Genomic DNA, 17,337 nt, shown 5'->3' with positions numbered 1-17,337 from the left:
GCGTGTAGACCGCGGAGCTCCGGGAAGGCCGCGGGTGTCCGGGCCCGGGCGGGCCCGGCGCGGCGAGGAGGCGGACGTGGCGGGGCAGACGGGGATCGGGCTGGCGGTCGAGACGGCGGGACCGGGGGTGCGGCTGGTCCGGGTGTCCGGGCGGCTGGACCGTGCGGGGGTGGAGGCGCTGGCGCGGATGCTCGACGCGCAGGCGCGGTGCGGGCGGACCCCGGGTCACGTCGTCGTCGACCTCTCCGGGGTCAACGCCTTCGACGGGCCCGCCACCGAGCGGCTCGGTGCGGTCGTCGCCCGCTCGCGTGCCGAGGGTGTGCGGCTGCACCTGGCCGGGTGCGGCGGCCGGGCGGAGCTGCTGCCGCTGCGCGCCCGCCAGGTCCTGCAGCGCTGCAGTGCCTTCCCCTCCGCCGAGGTCGCCGTGCGGACGCTGACCGCGGCCCGTGCCGGCACCGCCGGTGGTGCCGGGACCGTGCCCGGGCCGCGCCGGGCCGGCGACGACCGCGCGGGTGGCAGGCCGGTCTCCTCCGGTACCTGACCCCGACCGGCCCCGGGCCGTCAGCCCGCCGCGTCGAGGGCGCGGCGCACGGCGGCCGCGCCGTCCTCGTCGAGCTCGCCCCAGCACCGCAGCCGGGACAGCCCGCCGTCGGGGAACACGTCCAGACGCAGGTGGGTGGCCGGTGCGGCGCCGGGCAGCAGGAACCGGTGCCGGGTGTCGGGCTGCACCCGCTCGCGGTCGCGCAGCACCGTCCACGACCCGCCGGTGCGCTCGTCGCGGGTGCTGACCGAGACCCAGCCCGGCGCGTTCCCGACGAACCAGGTCGTGTCGACCTCCACGTGCCGCGGGACCCCGCCCGCGGCGAGCGCGAACTCGACCCAGTCGTTGCCGCCGTCGCGGCGCCGCGCGTTCTCCCAGCCCTCGCCCATGTGCCGCGCCTTCCCGGGCAGCAGCAGGTTGCCGGGGGAGGAGTAGAACTCGTCGGAGCAGCCGGTGACGTGTCCGCCGTTCTCCGCCGCGAGCAGGTCCACGGTGCCCTCGAGGAACCGCGGGTCGGGCAGCACCCGGCCGAGCACCCGGAACCGGGCGATCCCGCCGTCCGGGTGCATGATCAGCCGCAGGTGGGTGGCCCGGCGGGTGTCGGTCACCGGGTAGACGTTCGCGGTGTGCCCGGCGCACGCCGAGCGCGGCACGATCTCGTGCCAGGGCGCCTTCTCCAGCTCGTCGGGGGAGGGGTGGCCGTCGACGGCGGTCGCCTCGACGGCGATCTCCGGCGGGTAGTTGCCCCTGAACCAGGAGGTGTCGACGACGACGTGGTCCACCACGCCCGGCGCACCCAGGCGGACCAGCGCCCAGTCGTGGCCGGGCTCGCGGCGGCGCCGGGTCTCCCAGCCGTCGTAGACCTTGCCCTTGAGACCGAACTCGTCGGGGTCGAAGCGGGGCGGGGCGGCGGTGATGAGGTTCTCGCGCTGGGCGAAGAACTCGTCGTTCGCGGCGACGACCGAGCCGCCGAGCGCGCGGGAGGCGAGGTCGATGAGCGAGGGGTCGGTCACGGTCTGCTCCTGATCATCGGGCGGGTGGGGGACGGGTGGTCGGTGGCGATCCGGGCGCCCAGCAGACGCAGCAGCTCGGCGGCGCGGTCGACCGCGTCGCGGTGGTCGAGGGCGGTGTCGGTCAGGGCGTAGGTCGCGACGAAACCCGCGGCCCGCAGTGCGGCCGGGCCGAGGGTCACCTGCCCGGCGACGGCGACGACCGGGGTCCCGGCCGCGCGGGCGGCGGCGGCGACCCCGGCCGGGGCCTTGCCGCGCAGGGTCTGGGCGTCCAGTCTGCCCTCCCCGGTCACGACGAGGCCGGCACCGGCCAGCTCGTCGTCGAAGCCGGTCAGCTCCAGGACGGTACCGACGCCGGGTGCGACGCGCGCCCCGCAGACGGCGGTCAGCGCGAGCCCCGCCCCGCCCGCGGCACCGGCGCCGCGCGCCGCGGCGAGCGCGTCGGCATCGGTGCCGGTGGCGGCGGCGAGCACCCGCACCCAGCGGGCCAGCGCGTCGTCGAGCGCGGCGACCCCGGCGGCGTCGGCGCCCTTCTGCGGACCGTAGACGGCCGCGGCGCCGTGCGGGCCGAGCAGCGGGTTGTCGACGTCGGCGGCGAGCCGGACCCGCACGGCCGGGTCCCGCAGCCGCGGGTGCAGCCCGGCCAGGTCGAGCCGGTCGGCCAGGGCCAGCGCCGCGCCGCCCCGCCCGATCTCGGCGCCGCCGGCGTCGAGCACGCGGGCGCCGAGCCCGCGCAGCAGCCCGGCGCCGCCGTCGGTGGTGGCACTGCCCCCGAGCCCGACGACGACGTCGGTGCACCCGGCGTCGAGCACCGCGGCCAGCACGGTGCCGAGCCCCTCGGTGCCCGCGCCGCCCGGGGCGCGCTCCCCGCCGGGCAGGACCGCGAGCCCGGCCGTCGAGGCCAGCTCCACCAGCGCGGACACGCCGTCGCGGGCCCAGACGGCCGTCAGCGGAGCCCCGGTGGGGCCGGTCGCGGTGGTCGTGACCGGCTCCCACCCGGCGGCCAGCGCCGCGGCGACGGTGCCCTCGCCGCCGTCGGCGACCGGGCAGCGGCGCACCGGGCGGCCCGGGTCGACGTCGGCGATCCCGGCCGCGAGCGCGTCGGCGACGGCGGCGGCGTCCAGCGAGCCCTTGAACTTGTCCGGGGCCAGCAGGATCGCGCTCACCGGCGGTGGGCCAGCGCGGTCGGGGCGTCGGCGGGGGTCTCGGCGAGGTCCTCGAACTCGGTGACGGCGTCGATCTCGGTGCCCATCGCGATGTTCGTGACCCGCTCCAGCACCACCTCGACCACGACGGGCACCTTGTGCTCCGAGGCCAGCTGCGACGCCCGGCGCAGGGTCGTGGCGATCTCGTCGGGCTCGGTGACCCGCAGCCCCACGCAGCCCAGCCCCTCCGCGACGCGGACGTGGTCGACGCCGTAGCCCTTGGGCAGCCCGGTCAGCTCCTCGTCGGCGTGCATGTTGTCGAAGGCCAGGGAGACCTGGAAGTCCATGTCGAACGCGCGCTGCGCCTGCCGGATCAGGCCCAGGTAGGAGTTGTTGACCACGACGTGCACATAGGGCAGTCCGAACTGGGCGCCGACCGCGAGCTCCTCCAGCATGAACTGGAAGTCGTAGTCGCCCGAGAGCGCGACGACCGGGGTCGACGGGTCGGCGACGACGGCGCCCAGCGCGGCCGGGATGGTCCAGCCGAGCGGTCCGGCCTGGCCGCAGTTGACCCAGTGCCGGGGCCGGTAGACGTGCAGGAACTGGCCGGCCGCGATCTGGGACAGCCCGATCGTCGTCACGTAGCGGGTCTCCGGGCCGAAGACCCGGTTCATCTCCTGGTACACCCGCTGCGGCTTGATGGGGACGCAGCCGAAGTCGGTGCGCCGCAGCAGCGTCGCCTTCCGCTCGCGGCACGACTCCGCCCACGCGCTGCGGTCCGGCAGCGTCCCGGCGTCGCGGCGGCGGCGGGCCTCGGCCAGCAGGACGCGCAGCGCGGCCCCGGCGTCGGAGACCACGCCGTAGTCGGGGGCGAACACCCGCCCGATCTGGGTGGGCTCGATGTCGACGTGCACGAACCGGCGCCCGCGCCGGTAGGTGTCCAGCCCACCGGTGTGCCGGTTGGCCCAGCGGTTCCCGATCCCGACGACGACGTCGGAGGCCAGGAAGGTGGCGTTGCCGTAGCGGTGCGCGGTCTGCAGCCCGACCATCCCCGCGGCGAGCGGGTGGTCGTCGGGGATCGAGCCCCAGCCCATCAGGGTCGGCACGACCGGGACGCCGAGGATCTCGGCCAGCTCGACGAGCTCGGCGGAGGCGTCGGCGTTGACGATGCCGCCGCCCGCGACGATCAGCGGCCGTTCGCCCTCGGCGAGCAGGTCCAGCACCCGCGACGCCTGCGGGCCGGTCATCGCGGGGCGGTGCACCGGCAGCGGGGCGTAGGTGTCGGGGTCGAAGTCGATGACGGTCTGCTGCACGTCGATCGGCAGGTCGATCAGCACGGGACCGGGCCGGCCGGACCGCATGAGGTGGAACGCCTGGGCGAACGCGCCCGGCACCTGCGCGGCCTCGCGCACGGTCATCGCCATCTTGGTGACCGGTGCCGCGATGGCCGCGATGTCGACGGCCTGGAAGTCCTCCTTGTGCAGCCGCGCGACCGGAGCCTGCCCGGTGATGGCCAGGATCGGGATCGAGTCCGCCGACGCCGAGTACAGCCCGGTCACCATGTCGGTGCCCGCCGGGCCGGAGGTGCCGATGCAGACGCCGATGTTCCCCGGGCGCGCGCGGGTGAAGCCCTCGGCCATGTGCGAGGCGCCCTCGACGTGGCGGGCCAGGACGTGGCCGATCGTGCCGCGGGCGCGCATCGCGGCGTAGAAGGGGTTGATCGCCGCACCCGGCACGCCGAACGCCTGCGTGGCACCCTCGGCCTCCAGGATGCGGACGGCGGCCTCGGCCGCGGTCATCCGGGTCATGACGACTCCCCGTTCAGGCGGCGGACGGTGCGGTGCAGGGCGGAGTGGTCGAGGCCGCCGTCTCCGGCGGCCCGGGTGGCGGCGACGAACTGGGCGACGAGCGCGGCCACCGGGGCGACCACCCCGGCCTCGCGGGCGGAGTCGGCGACGATGCCCATGTCCTTGTGGTGCAGGTCGATCCGGAAGCCGGGGGCGTAGTCCCCGGCCAGCATCCTCGGGGCCTTCTGGTCGAGGACCTTCGAGCCGGCGAGCCCGCCGCCGAGCACACGGACGGCGGCGTCGAGGTCGGCGCCGTGCGCACGCAGGAACTCGATCGCCTCGGCGAGCAGGGCGATGTTCCCGGCGACGATCAGCTGGTTCGAGGCCTTGACGGTCTGCCCGGCCCCGGACGGGCCGACGTGCACGACGGTGCTCCCGACGACGTCGAGCAGCGGGCGGGCGGCGGCCACGTCGGCCTCCTCCCCGCCGACCATGATCGACAGGGCGGCGTTCTCGGCGCCCGCCTGGCCGCCGGAGACCGGGGCGTCGAGCATCCGCAGGCCACGCTCGGCCGCGCGGGCGGCGAGGTCACGGGCGACGTCGGGGCGGATCGTGGAGAAGTCGACCACCAGGGTGCCCGGCTCCGCGGTGTCGAACACGCCGCCGTCGCGGGTGCAGACGTCGACGACGTAGGGGGAGTCGGGCAGCATCAGCGCGACCACGTCGGCGCCGGTCACCGCCTCGGCGACCGTCGCGGCGGCCCGGCCGCCGTCGGCGGCGAGGGCCTCGGCCTTCCCCGGGCTCCGGTTGTGGCCGACGACGTCGTGCCCGGCCTTCACGAGGTGGCGGGCCATCGGGCCGCCCATGATCCCGAGGCCGACGAAGGCGATGGCGCTCATGCGGAGGCTCCTTCCCTGGTCAGCCAGCCGAACGGGTCGGCGGTGACGGGCTTGTACTCGAGGCTGACCGGGCCGTCGTAGCCGGCGGCGGCGACCCGGGCGAGCAGGTCGCCGATCGGGAGGTCCCCGGTGCCGGGTTCGCCGCGGCCCGGGGCGTCGGCGATCTGGACGTGGCCGATCCGGTCGGCGTGGCGGTCGATCGCGGCCGCGGGGTCGTCGCCGTTCACAGCGAGGTGGTAGACGTCGAGCAGCAGCCGCAGGTGCGGCGACCCGACCCGGTCGAGCACGGCGACGGCGTCGTCGGCGGTCTTCAGGGGGTAGGCGTCGACGCCGCTGACCGGTTCGAGCAGCGCGACCGCGCCGATGCCGGCGGCCGCGTCGGCGGCCAGTGCGAGGCTGCGGACGGCGGTCTCGTCCTGGACGCGCGGGTCCAGGTCGTCGCGCCGGTTGCCGTACAGGGCGTTGAAGCCGAGCGTGCCGAGCCGCTCGCCGATGCCGAGGGCGACGGCGACGTTGTCGGCGAACTCGCTCGCGCGGGCCGGGTCGGACAGGATGCCGCGCTCGCCCGCGGGCATGTCGCCCGCGGTGAAGTTGAGCCCGGTGAGGGTGACGCCGGCGTCGGCGACGGCGGTGACGAAGGCGTCGACCTCGTGGTCGCCGGGCACGGAGTCGGTGAACGGCCACCAGAACTCGACGGCGTCGAAGCCGGCCGCCGCGGCGGCCGCGGGCCGGTCGAGCAGCGGCAGGTTGGGGAACACGATGGAGCAGTTGACGGTGTAGCGCACTTCAGGGGCCTCCTCGGTCCTCAGGTGGGCTCGGGCAGTCCCCGGTAGGCCCGCCAGCCGCCGTGGGTGGTGATGTCGGTGAGCTCGTCGCGCTGGCGCTCCAGCACACCGGGCCGCAGCCCGACGGCGAGGACGTCGCGGCCGTCGTCGAGCTCGATGACGGTGAGCTCGAGCTCCGGCGGCTCGTCGGGCAGGAAGTCGGTGCGGATCGCCGAGAGCGGTACGTCGTAGATCTCCCCGGCCAGCGGCACGCCGCCGGAGGGGTCCTCCAGCAGGGCCGGGAACTGGTCGCGTACCGAGTACATGCGGTAGTGCGGAGCGGTCCGGACCCCGCCCAGGAACGGGTGGGCGGACACGTTGTGGTGGAGCCGGCCGCCGCGCATCGCGTCACCGGAACAGAAGAGGGCAGTCACCGGAGCCTCCGATCATTCCGCAATGCGGAAGAGTGATTCCGTTTTGCGGTGTGAATCGGACCACGGCGTCAGGGGGCTGTCAAGCATCGTCGTCGGCGGCGACCCCTTGACGCTTGCATGACCGGCGCCATAGCGTGATTCCGCTACGTAAGAGATTCGTTTCACATCGCGGAAATCAGCGCGTTACGTTGGTCGCGCCACGACGTGGGATCCGAGGTGGCCCCGATGACGGGACCCGGAACGAGCGACCTATCCGCAGCAGCGCCGACCGGTGAGCGGGTGGCCGCCGTGCCCGTCACGCAGGACGGCGCCGCCGCACCGAGCCCCCGGCTCTACAACCGCGACCTCGCGCCGACCACCGTCGAGGGACGGTCGTGGAAGGCCTACAACATCTTCACCCTGTGGGCCGTCGACGTGCACAGCCTGGGCAACTACGGCTTCGCCCTCGGCCTGTTCGCGCTCGGCCTCGGCGCCTGGCAGATCCTGGTCTCGCTCGGCATCGGTGCGCTGGTGCTGTTCGTGCTGCTCACCGTCGCCGGGTACATGGGCTACCGGACGGGCCTGCCGTTCCCGGTGATGAGCCGGATCTCCTTCGGCGTGCGCGGTGCCCAGCTCCCGGCCCTGGTGCGGGGTGCGGTCGCGATCGCCTGGTTCGGCATCCAGACCTACCTCGCCACCCGGGTGCTCGTCGTGATGGTCCTGGCCGCGGTCACCGTCGCCGAGTCGCTGGTCCGGCTCGGCCTGACCACCTCGACGAGCCGCACCTACGCGGCACCACGAACCAAGAAGATCACCGGATTTCCCTGGAGATGTCATGACCAGCTACGACCTGGTGGTCCGCGGGAAGCGGATCATGACCACGGCGGGCGAGCAGCCCCGCGAGATCGGCGTGACCGGCGGGCGGATCGTCGCCATCGAGCCGCTCGGCAACGGCCTCGACGGGGCCCGGGTGATCGACCTCGCCGACGACGAGGTGCTGCTGCCCGGCCTCGTCGACACCCACGTGCACGTCAACGAGCCCGGCCGCACCGAGTGGGAGGGCTTCGCCTCGGCCACCCGGGCCGCCGCGGCGGGCGGGGTCACCACGATCGTCGACATGCCGCTGAACTCGATCCCGCCGACCGTGGACGTCGCGGCGCTGGAGGTGAAGCGCAAGGTCGCCGAGCACCAGGCGTTCGTCGACGTCGGGTTCTGGGGCGGCGCCGTGCCCGGCAACCTCGGTGACCTGCGCGGCCTGCACGACGAGGGCGTCTTCGGGTTCAAGTGCTTCCTGCTGCACTCCGGCGTCGACGAGTTCCCGCCGCTCGACGCCGACGAGATGGAACGCGACATGGCCGAGCTGGCCACCTTCGACGCCGTCATGATCGTGCACGCCGAGGACTCCCGGGCCATCGAGAAGGCCCCCACCCCGCACGGCGCGAAGTACGACACCTTCCTGCGCTCGCGTCCGCGCGGCGCGGAGAACCTGGCGATCGCCGAGGTCATCGAGCGGGCCCGCTGGACCGGGGCACGCGCGCACGTGCTGCACGTGTCCTCCTCCGACGCGCTCCCGATGATCGCGACCGCGCGCCGCGACGGCGTCCGGATCACCGCCGAGACCTGCCCGCACTACCTCACGCTGTTCGCCGAGGAGATCCCCGACGGCGCCACCACGCACAAGTGCTGCCCGCCGATCCGCGAGGCGTCGAACCGGGAGCTGCTGTGGGAGGGGCTGCTCGACGGGACGATCGACTGCATCGTGTCCGACCACTCGCCCAGCACCGCCGAGCTGAAGCTGCTCGACTCCGGGGACTTCGGGCTCGCCTGGGGCGGGGTGTCGTCGCTGCAGCTGGGGCTGTCGCTGGTGTGGAGCGAGGCCCGCCGGCGCGGCATCGGGCTCGCGCAGGTGGTCCAGTGGATGGCGTCGAAGCCCGCCGACCTGGTCGGGCTGCGCTCCAAGGGCCGGATCGCGCTCGGCTACGACGCCGACCTCGCCGTCTTCGCCCCCGACGCCGCCTTCGTCGTCGACCCGGACCGGCTGCACCACAAGAACAAGGTGAGCGCCTACGCCGGCCGGTCGCTGTCCGGCGTGGTCCGGCGCACCGTCCTGGGCGGCCGCGACGTCGACGTGTCCGGTGAGCCGCACGGCAGGCTGCTGCGCCGCGGCTCGGTGGAGCGGATGACGGGTGCACCCGGCGCCCCGGACGGCACCGAGGTCCCGGCCGCACCGCCCGAGCAGGGCTAGACTTCCGTCATGCGGAAGAACGATCCCGACAGTCGCGTCGGTGCCGCCGCGGACGTCGCCGCGGCGGCACCGGCCCGCTCGGGGACCGTGCAGTCCGTGGAACGGGCCGTGGACCTGCTGGAGGCGATGGCCGACGCGGGTGGCACGGTCAGCCTGTCCCACCTCGCGGCCACCTCCGGGCTCCCGTTGCCGACCATCCACCGGCTCGTCCGGACGCTGGCCGGGCGCGGCTACGTCCGCCAGCAGTCCTCGCGCGAGTACGCCCTCGGCCCCCGCCTGGTGCGCCTCGGCGACACCGCCGGACGCCTGGTGGGCATGTGGGCGCGCCCGCGGCTCGCCGGCCTGGTCGACGACCTGGGGGAGAGCGCCAACCTGGCGCTGCTGGAGGGGAACCAGGTCGTCTACGTCGCCCAGGAGCCCGGCCGTCACTCGATGCGGATGTTCACCGAGGTCGGGCGACGGGTGTCGCCGCACTGCACCGCCGTCGGGAAGGCGCTGCTGTCCCGGATGCCGGCCGAGCGGGCGCGGGAGGTGCTGCGGCACACCGACTTCGTGCGGCACACCGACAACACGATCACCTCGCCCGAGGAGTACTTCGCCGAGCTCGACAAGGTCCGTGCCGCCGGCTACGCCGTCGACGAGGGCGAGCAGGAGCTGGGGGTGCGGTGCGTCGCCGTCGCGCTCGACGGGCCGCTGCCCGCCGCGGTGTCCATCTCCGGCCCGACGATCCGGATGACCGACGCGCTCCTCGACTCCGCCGTGCCGAAGCTGCGGTCCGTGGCCGACGCGCTGGTGACCGAGCTGGCCCGGCAGGACGCCGCAGGGGTCTGAGGCTCGAGATGATCGCGACGGGTGAGGGGATCGGTGCCACGTCCGGCACCGATCCCCTCACCCGTGATGATCACCGTTCCTCACCCGCGGCGAGCTCGCCCGCGTCCTCGGACTCGACCCGGACCGGGTCCGGGTGCACACCGCGCGGGTCGGTGGTGGGTTCGGCGGCAAGCAGGAGATGTTCGCCGAGGACCTCGTCGGGCTCGCCGTGCTGCGGACCGGGCGTACCGTCGTCCACGAGTTCACCCGGTCCGAGGAGTTCACCCGCACCGCGCTGCGCCACCCGATGCGGGTCGCGGTCACGCTCGGCGCGGACGACGACGGCCGCCTCACCGCGATGAAGCTCGACGTCCTGTCCGACACCGGCGCCTACGGCAACCACTCCCGCGGGGTGCTGTTCCACTCCGTCGCCGAGTCGGTCAGCGTGTACAACTGCCCGGTCAAGCGCCTCGACGCCGAGGTCGTCTACACCCACAACGTGCCCAGCGGCGCGTTCCGCGGCTACGGCCTGGGCCAGGTGATGTTCGCCGTCGAGTCCGCGATGGACGAGCTCGCGATCGCCACCGGCCTCGACCCGTTCGAGCTGCGCCGGCGCACCATGGTGCGCGCCGGGGACCCGCTGCACGTCGCCCACCACGGCGAGCCGGAGCACGACCTGCACTGGACCAGCTACGGCCTGGACCAGTGCATCGACCTCGTCCAGGACGCCCTGGCCGACGGCACCGGCGACCCGGTCCCCGACGGCCCGACATGGCGGGTCGGTGAGGGCGTCGCCCTGGGCATGATGACGACGATGGCCCCGTTCGGGCACGCCGCGACCACCACGGTGACGCTGCTGCCCGGCGGGCGCTACCGGCTCGGCGCCGGCACCGTCGAGTTCGGCAACGGCACCACGACGACCCACCGCCAGGTCGTCGCAACCGTGCTCGGCACCACCCCGGACCGGGTCGACGCCCACCACGGCGACACCGACGCCTGCGGCTACGACACCGGCGCGTTCGCCTCGGCGGGCACCACCGTCGCCGGCAAGGCGCTGCACGCCGCGGCCACCGCGCTGCGGGAACGGATCCTCGCCGTCACCGGCGGCGGGGAGCTGCACGCGGCCGGGGTCACGGCGCCCGGCGGCGAGTGGACGCTCGACGACGTGCTGGCCGCCGCGTCCTCGCCCGGGGGCTGGCGGCCACGGGGGAGGAGCCCGGCACCGCGCGGGCGATCACCGCGAACTGCCACGGCGTGCGCGTCGCGGTGGACACCGCGACCGGCGAGGTCCGGGTGCTGCGCTCGGTGCAGGCCGTCGACGCCGGCACCGTCCTGAACCCCGAGCAGCTGCGCGGGCAGGTCGAGGGCGGCGCCGCGACGGGGCTGGGCAGCGCGCTCTACGAGGAGGTGTACGTGGGGGAGTCCGGGGAGATCCTCAACCCGGTGTTCCGCACCTACCGGGTGCCGCAGATGGCGGACGTCCCGGACACCGAGGTGCGGTACGCCCGCACCCACGACGCGCTCGGCACCTACGGCGCGAAGTCGATGAGCGAGGCGCCCTACAACCCGGTCGCGCCCGCGGTCGCGAACGCGATCCGCCGGGCGCTGGGGGTGCGGCCGTACCACCAGCCGTTCAGCCGCGACCGGGTGTGGCGGCTCGCGGCCGGTGGTACGGCGCCCTGAGGCGCCGGGGCGGGGTCAGCCCCGGCGGCGCGCGTGCTCCAGCAGCGCGGTCGCGGTGAGCTTGCCCAGCTCGTTCGCGGCCAGCGGGCTGTCGCCGGTGATGACGTTGCGGTCGGTGGTGCAGCGGCCGGTCATGTCGTCGTTGACCACACGGACGCCCTCGTCCTGGAGGGCCTTGCCGAGCAGCCAGGGCATCTCGCCGGGCAGGTAGCCGATGTCGATGTTGGCGCCGGCGTCGAGGGCGTCGGGGAACACGCACATCTCGTAGCCCTCGAACACCGACCGGCCGCGGCCGATGCGGGTGGAGAGGAACGCGGCGGGCCCGTGGCACAGCGACACCACGAGCCGGTCGGTGCGCATCGCCCATTCCAGGGTGTCGCGGACGTCGGTGGAGAACGGCAGCCCGGACAGCGCGCCGTGCCCGCCGGGGACGAACACCGCGAGGTAGTCCGAGTCCTCGCCCAGCTCGCGCTCGACGACCTCGGCCAGCGACTTCGGGGCCCGCCACTGCGCGAGCAGCGTGTCGCGGGCGCTGCCGACCGCCTCGTCCTCGCCGGGGTAGGCCCACCACTCGAACTTCGCCGGGTTGCCGGTGAGCGTCGCGATCTCGACGCCGAACCCGGCCTCCAGGACGTGGTGCAGGGGGAGCAGAGTCTCCACCGGGTGGTTGCCGGTGGAGAAGAAGGTGCCGTTGCCCATGCGCAGGTAGCGCTCGTCGGTGGCCAGCACGAGCACCTTCCAGCGGCCGCCGGACCAGGCGTTCCGCTCGGTGGCGAGACCGTCGAAGTCGGTCCTCGGCGCGGTGTAGGCGTCCAGGGAGTACGGCGACGGGAAGTACGCCTCGTGCTCCGCCGGGTCCGCGGTCGGGTCCTTGCTGAGCGTGCTGTCGGACATCGGGGTGCCTCCGGGTCGTTCGTGCGGTGCCCGCACGGCGTACCCCCGCCCGGTGTCGGCGAACCGCGCCGCCGTGCGTTCACCAACTTGTCCATACAGGGTGGTGGACGGGCCGGCGAGGTGGTGCGACCGTCGCGGGCATGGCAGCTCCCGTGACGACCGCCCGCTACGCCCGCTGGGACGGTGTCGGCGCCCCGTTCCGCCTGGTCACGACCGCGCTCGGCGAGCCGGGGCCGGGGGAGGTCCTGGTGGCGGTCGACCTGGCGACGGTGTGCGGTTCGGACCTGCACACGACCCGCGGTCATCGCTCGTCGCCGGTGCCGGGGGTGCTCGGGCACGAGCAGGTCGGGCGGGTCGTCGCGACGGCGCCGGGCCTGCGCCACGTCGACGGTGCAGCGGTCCGGACCGGCGACCGGATCGTCTTCTCGGTCGCCGCGTCCTGCGGGGAGTGCCGCCGCTGCCGTCGCGGGATCCCCCAGAAGTGCACCGGCCTGCACAAGTACGGTCACGCCCCGCTGGACGAGGCTCGTCCGCTGACCGGCGGGTTCGCCACCCACTGCCTGCTCGGCCCGGGCACGGCGACGGTCGTCGTCCCCCCAGCGGTGCCCGACGAGGTCGCCGCACCCGCCTCGTGCGCGACGGCTACGGTCGCCGCGGTCCTCGACGCCGCGGGCTCGCCGGGACCGGGAACGCGGGTGCTGGTGACCGGTGCGGGCATGCTCGGTGTGACCGCGGTGGCGATGGCCTCCCGCGCGGGTGCCGAGGTCGTGGTCGCCGACCCGCACGCCGACCGTCGCGCCCGGGCCCGTCGCTTCGGCGCCGCGGACACGGTCGGGACCCCGCCGGAGCGGGCGTTCGACGTCGCGCTGGAGCTGTCCGGTGCACCCGCCGCCGTGCGCGCCTGCCTCGATGCGCTCGACGTCGGCGGTACCGCTGTCCTCGCCGGGTCGGTCTTGCCCGGCCCCGCGGTGGGACTCGACCCGGAACGCCTGGTCCGCGGGCTGCACACGGTCGTCGGCGTGCACAACTACGCGCCCCGCCACCTCGCCGCCGCGGTCGCGTTCCTCGTCGCGGAGCACACGCGGTTCCCGTTCGCCGAGCTGACCGGTGGCCCGTGGTCCCTCGACGCGCTCGACGACGCCTTCGCCGCCGCCGGGGCGCCGGGTGCGGCGCCGCGCCAGGCCGTGCGTCCCTGACGTCGCTCCCGATCGGCCGGGCCGGGCCGGGCCGGGTACGGGTCCGGTCGGGCGCGGGTGCGGGCCGGTCCAGTGGGGCCGGGTCGCTGCCGTCGCCGCCGCCCCGCCCGAAGAGGTCCGGAGTACTACGTCTGCGGAGACGGTCCATGCGGCGGGGTGTGTGCGGGCCTCTCCGGTCGTAAGGATGCCGGCCGCTGGTGGTCGCGGCGGATCCGACTCCGGGGGTCTGTCTGCGGGAACAGCTCATCGCACGAACCGAATCGGCAGGGCGGTCGTCCTCCCGCCTCCGGAGGGGAGATGTGTCGATTCGCTTACCCGGTAAGCGACTTCAGAACAGGGGCACCTCTGGGTCGGAGAGGCAGCGACAGAGGCAGCGACAGTGGCGGCAGGGGTGGCCGCAGTGGTGGCCGCACCGCCGTCGCCGGCGGGTGCGCGTCGCCGCCCACGCGCGGGCGACCCCACCCCACCCGCTCACTCCCGCGCGAACCCACCCCGCCCGCTGCGGGTGTTCGTCACCGTCACGGTCGCGACGTCCGGGCGGTAGCGGTCCTCCGACCACTCGAGGGCGTCCCCGGAGGAGTCCCAGGTCAGCCGCCGTTCGCGGAGCAGTGGATGTCCGACCTCGACGTCGAGCAGGGACGCGTCCAGCTCGTCGGCGGCGACGGCGTCGAAGGTGTGCCGGGCCGCGTGCAGGTCGACGCCCTGGCCGGTGAGCAGGGCGTAGATCGACCCGGCGTTGAGATCGGCGTCGAGCAGGGCGCGCCCGACCTTCTCCACGTAGGTCATCCGCTCCAGCATCGCGGGACGGTCGTCGAGCAGGCGCAGCCGGATCAGCTGGACCGCGTAGTCCTCGGGCTCCAGGCCCAGCGCCGCCGCGACCGCGGGCGACGGGTGCCGCAGCGCGATCTCGTGCAGGCGCTGGCCCGGGACGTGGCCGGTCAGCTCCGCACGCCGGGTGAAGGACAGGAACGACTCGAACGGCTGGGCGGGTACCGCGTCGAGCACCACCGGGCGCCGGCCCTGCCCGCCGCCGATCAGGCCCTCGTCGCGCAGGGCGGCCAGGGCCTGGCGAACGGGGCCGCGCGACGCCGAGAACTCCCGGCACAGCTCGGCCTCGGACGGCAGCGCCTCCCCGACACCGATCGCGCCGCTGCGGATCCGGGTGCGCAGCTCGTCGGCCAGCGTGCGGTGCAACGGGGTCCCCACGGATGGTGACTCTACAAGTGCCAGGGCGCTGAGCACGACGTCCAGCGGTCGGGCAGGTGAACGGATTCCGACTTGTATCGGCAAGTCATTGCGGTCCGGGACATCCGGCTGGCACCGTCGCCGCCGTGACCCGGACGAGTGACCTCCTGATCGTCGGGGCCGGCGTCGTCGGCCTCGCCCACGCCGTCGAGGCCGTCGACCGCGGCCTGGACGTGACCGTGCTCGAGCGGGACGAGCACGCCGTCGGGGCCACGGTGCGCAACTTCGGCCACGGCTGCCTCACCGCCCAGACCGGCGACGCGCTGGAGTTCGCCACCCGCGGCCGCGGCACCTGGTTGCGACTGGGTGCCGCGGCTGGGTTCGGCGTCGCCGAGTGCGGCACCGTGGTCGTCGCCCGGTCGGCCGAGGAGCGCGCCGCGCTCGAGGAGCTCGCGGCCACTCGGGGCGACGACGTCGAACTGCTCGACCCGGCGCGGGTCGTCGACCGGGTCCCGGTCGCCCGCGAGGGACTGCACGGCGGGGCGTTCCTGCCGCGTGACCTGCGGGTCGAACAGCGCCGGGCGGCCGGGGCGATCGCGGCGTGGCTCGCGGCCCGGCCCGGTGCCGAGATCCACTTCGGCTGCCCGGTGCACAGCATCGACGCGGCCGGCGCCGTGCCGGGCGAGATCGGATACGACAACGGCGACGGCCCGGTGGTCGTCCGCACCGGGCGCGGGGAGTTCCGGGCCCACCGGGTCCTCCTGTGCGTCGGTCACGACCTGGACCGCCTCGTCCCCGGCCTCGCCGACGACGCGGGCCTGCGGCGCTGCGTCCTGCAGATGCTGCAGGTCCGCCCGTACACCCCGCTCACGATCGGCCCGGCCGTGCTCACCGGCAGCTCGATGCTGCGCTACCCGGCCCTGTCGGGCACCGCGGGCGCCGCCGCGCTGCGCGAGCGCTGGCGCACCGAGCGCCCGGACCTGCTCGACGCGGGCGTCAACCACATGCTCACCCAGCTGCCCGGCGGCGACCTCGTCGTCGGCGACACCCACCACTACGACCGCACGCCCGAGCCCTGGACCGACGAGACCCTCGACGACCTGCTGCTCACCGAGACCCGGGCGCTGCTCGGGACCGACGTCGACGTCGTCCGCCGCTGGCGGGGCGTCTACGCGGACGCCCCCGGCGAGTTCCTGATCCGCCCGGTCGCACCGGCGACGACCGCCGTCGCGGTCACCTCCGGCATCGGCATGACCACCGCGTTCGGCCTCGCACCGGCCGTGCTCGACCGCGTCCTCTGAAACGGGAGCCCCGTTACCTTCTTGATCAAGCCCGGTGAGGGCTTGCAGGCCACCGGCCACGGCATGACTTGTTGCCCCTGTCGTTGATGATCTGGGGGGTGTTGTCACTGTGGCCGGAGGGTGCCAACGACCGCTGATAGAGACCTGACCCGCTTGCGTGGTCTGCTCGTAACGTGGCTGCCGGCGCGGGTGTCCAGGCTGGTCTGCCACGACGACGGAAGGGCTCCGGTTGTCCGAGGAGATCGAAGCGGTGCCGTTCGCGGTGTTCTGCGGGCTGGACGTGGGCAAGTCCGAGCACCACGCCTGCGCGCTCGACGCTGCGGGCAAGCGGGTGCACGACAAGGCCTTGCCCAACGACGAGACCGCCCTGCGTTCGGTGTTCAGCGCGCTCGCCGAGCACGGTCGGGTGCTGGTGGTAGTCGATCAACCGGCCTCGATCGGCGCGCTGGCCGTCGCGGTCGCCCGCAGCATGGACCTCGACGTGGCCTACCTGCCTGGGCTGGCGATGCGTCGGATCGCCGACCTGCACCCGGGCCAGGGCAAGACCGATGCCCGCGATGCGCACGTCATCGCCGAGGCCGCACGCAGTATGCCGCACACGCTGCGCCGGGTCGGCAGCGACGACGAGACCCTCGCTGAGCTGTCGGTGCTGGCCGGCTACGACGACGACCTCGCCGGGCAATCCACGCGGCTGACCAACCGGCTGCGTGACGCCCTGCTGCACATTCATCCGGCCCTGGAACGTCTGATCGGGCCCCGTCTGGACCGCGGCGGGGTCCAGGACCTGCTCGCCGCCGCACCCACCCCCACGGCGCTGCGCCAGCTCGGCGAGAACGGCATCGCCGAGCTCATGCGACCGCGCTCGCCGCGCCTGGCGCGGACCCTGCCCGCCCAGATCATGGCCGCCCTCGACGCCCAGACGCTCGTGGTCGCCGGCACGGCCGCCTTCGCCCGCGTCATCAGCGGAGTCGCCGCGCAGCTGCGTGACGTCCACGCCGAACGGGGCAATCTGGCGGATGAGCTCGAGGCCCGCCTGGAGGCCCACCCTCTTGGATCGGTCCTGACCTCGATGCCCGGACTCGGGGTCAGGACCGCCATCAAGATCCTCACCATCGTCGGCGACGGATCCGCGTTCCCGACCGCCGGACACCTGGCCGCCTACGCCGGCCTCGCACCCGTCACCAGACGGTCCGGGACCTCGATCAAGGGCGAGACCCGCTCCCAGCGCGGGAACCACGCCCTCAAGTCCGCGCTGTTCCTCTCGGCGTTCGCCAGCCTCGCCGACCCCGTCAGCCGCGCCTACTACGACCGCAAACGAGCCCAGGGCAAACGCCACAACGCCGCCCTCATCTGTCTGGCCCGCCGCCGCATCGACGTCCTGTTCGCCATGCTCCGCGACCGCACGCCCTACACCCCGCCGATCGTCACCGAACCCGATCCGGCGCTCGCAGCGGCTTGACAACC

At 74.5% G+C, this 17,337-nt stretch carries 16 protein-coding genes and 1 pseudogene; 9 read left to right on the top strand and 8 right to left on the bottom strand.

The features are described from left to right. Positions 1-76 precede the first annotated feature (76 nt). Complete coding sequence (locus AC0GKK_RS02795) at positions 77-541, top strand: sodium-independent anion transporter (protein ID WP_489883085.1); 465 nt, start codon at positions 77-79, stop codon at positions 539-541. A gap of 20 nt (positions 542-561) precedes the next feature. Here the strand turns inward: AC0GKK_RS02795 and alc are convergent, their stop codons facing one another. Genes alc through AC0GKK_RS02765 form a run of 6 tightly spaced genes read right to left on the bottom strand, consistent with a single transcriptional unit; the run spans position 562 to position 6,580 of the window. Continuing rightward, complete coding sequence (gene alc / locus AC0GKK_RS02790; RefSeq protein WP_100877899.1) at positions 562-1,554, bottom strand: allantoicase; 993 nt, start codon at positions 1,552-1,554, stop codon at positions 562-564. Beyond that, entirely contained in the window at positions 1,551-2,717 is a 1,167-nt protein-coding gene (locus tag AC0GKK_RS02785) for a glycerate kinase (protein ID WP_476654635.1), read from the bottom strand. Before AC0GKK_RS02785 ends, alc begins: the two co-directional genes overlap by 4 nt. Further along, the gene (gene gcl / locus AC0GKK_RS02780; protein ID WP_405417313.1) at positions 2,714-4,504 is read right to left on the bottom strand and encodes a glyoxylate carboligase; all 1,791 of its coding nucleotides are present in this window, start codon (positions 4,502-4,504) and stop codon (positions 2,714-2,716) included. Before gcl ends, AC0GKK_RS02785 begins: the two co-directional genes overlap by 4 nt. Beyond that, positions 4,501-5,382 (bottom strand): NAD(P)-dependent oxidoreductase, encoded by an 882-nt coding sequence (locus tag AC0GKK_RS02775; RefSeq protein ID WP_489883084.1) that lies wholly within the window; start codon positions 5,380-5,382, stop codon positions 4,501-4,503. Before AC0GKK_RS02775 ends, gcl begins: the two co-directional genes overlap by 4 nt. Then, on the bottom strand, positions 5,379-6,167 hold the full coding sequence (locus AC0GKK_RS02770) for a hydroxypyruvate isomerase family protein (protein ID WP_489883083.1): 789 nt from the start codon (positions 6,165-6,167) through the stop codon (positions 5,379-5,381). Before AC0GKK_RS02770 ends, AC0GKK_RS02775 begins: the two co-directional genes overlap by 4 nt. Positions 6,168-6,187: 20 nt before the next feature. Then, on the bottom strand, positions 6,188-6,580 hold the full coding sequence (locus AC0GKK_RS02765) for an allophanate hydrolase-related protein (protein ID WP_405417308.1): 393 nt from the start codon (positions 6,578-6,580) through the stop codon (positions 6,188-6,190). A 225-nt stretch (positions 6,581-6,805) separates the two neighbouring features. On the opposite strand from AC0GKK_RS02765, the pseudogene AC0GKK_RS02760 reads away from it, so the two are divergent. The 5 genes and pseudogenes from AC0GKK_RS02760 to AC0GKK_RS02740 form a co-directional block, all read left to right on the top strand. After that, positions 6,806-7,228 (top strand): annotated as a pseudogene (locus tag AC0GKK_RS02760) (cytosine permease); the annotation flags it as partial. Between the two features lie 166 nt (positions 7,229-7,394). After that, positions 7,395-8,804, top strand: a complete 1,410-nt coding sequence (gene allB / locus AC0GKK_RS02755; RefSeq protein WP_251782810.1) for an allantoinase AllB — start codon at positions 7,395-7,397, stop codon at positions 8,802-8,804. Positions 8,805-8,813: 9 nt separating this feature from the next. Beyond that, a complete protein-coding gene (locus tag AC0GKK_RS02750; protein WP_405417302.1) occupies positions 8,814-9,635 on the top strand; it encodes an IclR family transcriptional regulator in 822 nt (273 codons plus the stop codon). Between the two features lie 133 nt (positions 9,636-9,768). After that, the gene (locus AC0GKK_RS02745) at positions 9,769-10,950 is read left to right on the top strand and encodes a xanthine dehydrogenase family protein molybdopterin-binding subunit (protein ID WP_489883082.1); all 1,182 of its coding nucleotides are present in this window, start codon (positions 9,769-9,771) and stop codon (positions 10,948-10,950) included. Further along, complete coding sequence (locus tag AC0GKK_RS02740; protein WP_489883081.1) at positions 10,881-11,297, top strand: molybdopterin cofactor-binding domain-containing protein; 417 nt, start codon at positions 10,881-10,883, stop codon at positions 11,295-11,297. Before AC0GKK_RS02745 ends, AC0GKK_RS02740 begins: the two co-directional genes overlap by 70 nt. Before the next feature lie 15 nt (positions 11,298-11,312). On the opposite strand, the gene hchA is transcribed toward AC0GKK_RS02740, so the two are convergent. Next, positions 11,313-12,191, bottom strand: a complete 879-nt coding sequence (gene hchA / locus AC0GKK_RS02735; protein WP_100877878.1) for a glyoxalase III HchA — start codon at positions 12,189-12,191, stop codon at positions 11,313-11,315. 140 nt (positions 12,192-12,331) lie between these two features. On the opposite strand from hchA, the gene AC0GKK_RS02730 reads away from it, so the two are divergent. Then, on the top strand, positions 12,332-13,387 hold the full coding sequence (locus AC0GKK_RS02730; RefSeq protein ID WP_489883080.1) for an alcohol dehydrogenase catalytic domain-containing protein: 1,056 nt from the start codon (positions 12,332-12,334) through the stop codon (positions 13,385-13,387). Positions 13,388-13,858: 471 nt separating this feature from the next. On the opposite strand, the gene AC0GKK_RS02725 is transcribed toward AC0GKK_RS02730, so the two are convergent. Continuing rightward, positions 13,859-14,593 (bottom strand): GntR family transcriptional regulator, encoded by a 735-nt coding sequence (locus tag AC0GKK_RS02725; RefSeq protein WP_482637408.1) that lies wholly within the window; start codon positions 14,591-14,593, stop codon positions 13,859-13,861. A 125-nt stretch (positions 14,594-14,718) separates the two neighbouring features. On the opposite strand from AC0GKK_RS02725, the gene AC0GKK_RS02720 reads away from it, so the two are divergent. After that, a complete protein-coding gene (locus tag AC0GKK_RS02720) occupies positions 14,719-15,873 on the top strand; it encodes a TIGR03364 family FAD-dependent oxidoreductase (RefSeq protein WP_489883079.1) in 1,155 nt (384 codons plus the stop codon). 229 nt (positions 15,874-16,102) lie between these two features. Further along, on the top strand, positions 16,103-17,332 hold the full coding sequence (locus AC0GKK_RS02715) for an IS110 family RNA-guided transposase (protein ID WP_489883078.1): 1,230 nt from the start codon (positions 16,103-16,105) through the stop codon (positions 17,330-17,332). Positions 17,333-17,337 lie beyond the last annotated feature (5 nt).

The sequence above is a fragment of the Pseudonocardia sp. P-1 genome, assembly GCF_058111925.1.
This window is presented reverse-complemented; position numbering and strand designations above follow the sequence as displayed.

What these genes read in the sequence shown, in the direction of transcription:
- AC0GKK_RS02730 (WP_489883080.1), top strand. Translation starts at nt 12,332, where the DNA reads ATGGCAGCTCCCGTGACGACCGCCCGCTACGCCCGCTGGGACGGTGTC.
- AC0GKK_RS02775 (WP_489883084.1), bottom strand. Translation starts at nt 5,382, where the DNA reads ATGAGCGCCATCGCCTTCGTCGGCCTCGGGATCATGGGCGGCCCGATG.
- gcl (WP_405417313.1), bottom strand. Translation starts at nt 4,504, where the DNA reads ATGACCCGGATGACCGCGGCCGAGGCCGCCGTCCGCATCCTGGAGGCC.
- hchA (WP_100877878.1), bottom strand. Translation starts at nt 12,191, where the DNA reads ATGTCCGACAGCACGCTCAGCAAGGACCCGACCGCGGACCCGGCGGAG.
- allB (WP_251782810.1), top strand. Translation starts at nt 7,395, where the DNA reads ATGACCAGCTACGACCTGGTGGTCCGCGGGAAGCGGATCATGACCACG.
- AC0GKK_RS02750 (WP_405417302.1), top strand. Translation starts at nt 8,814, where the DNA reads ATGCGGAAGAACGATCCCGACAGTCGCGTCGGTGCCGCCGCGGACGTC.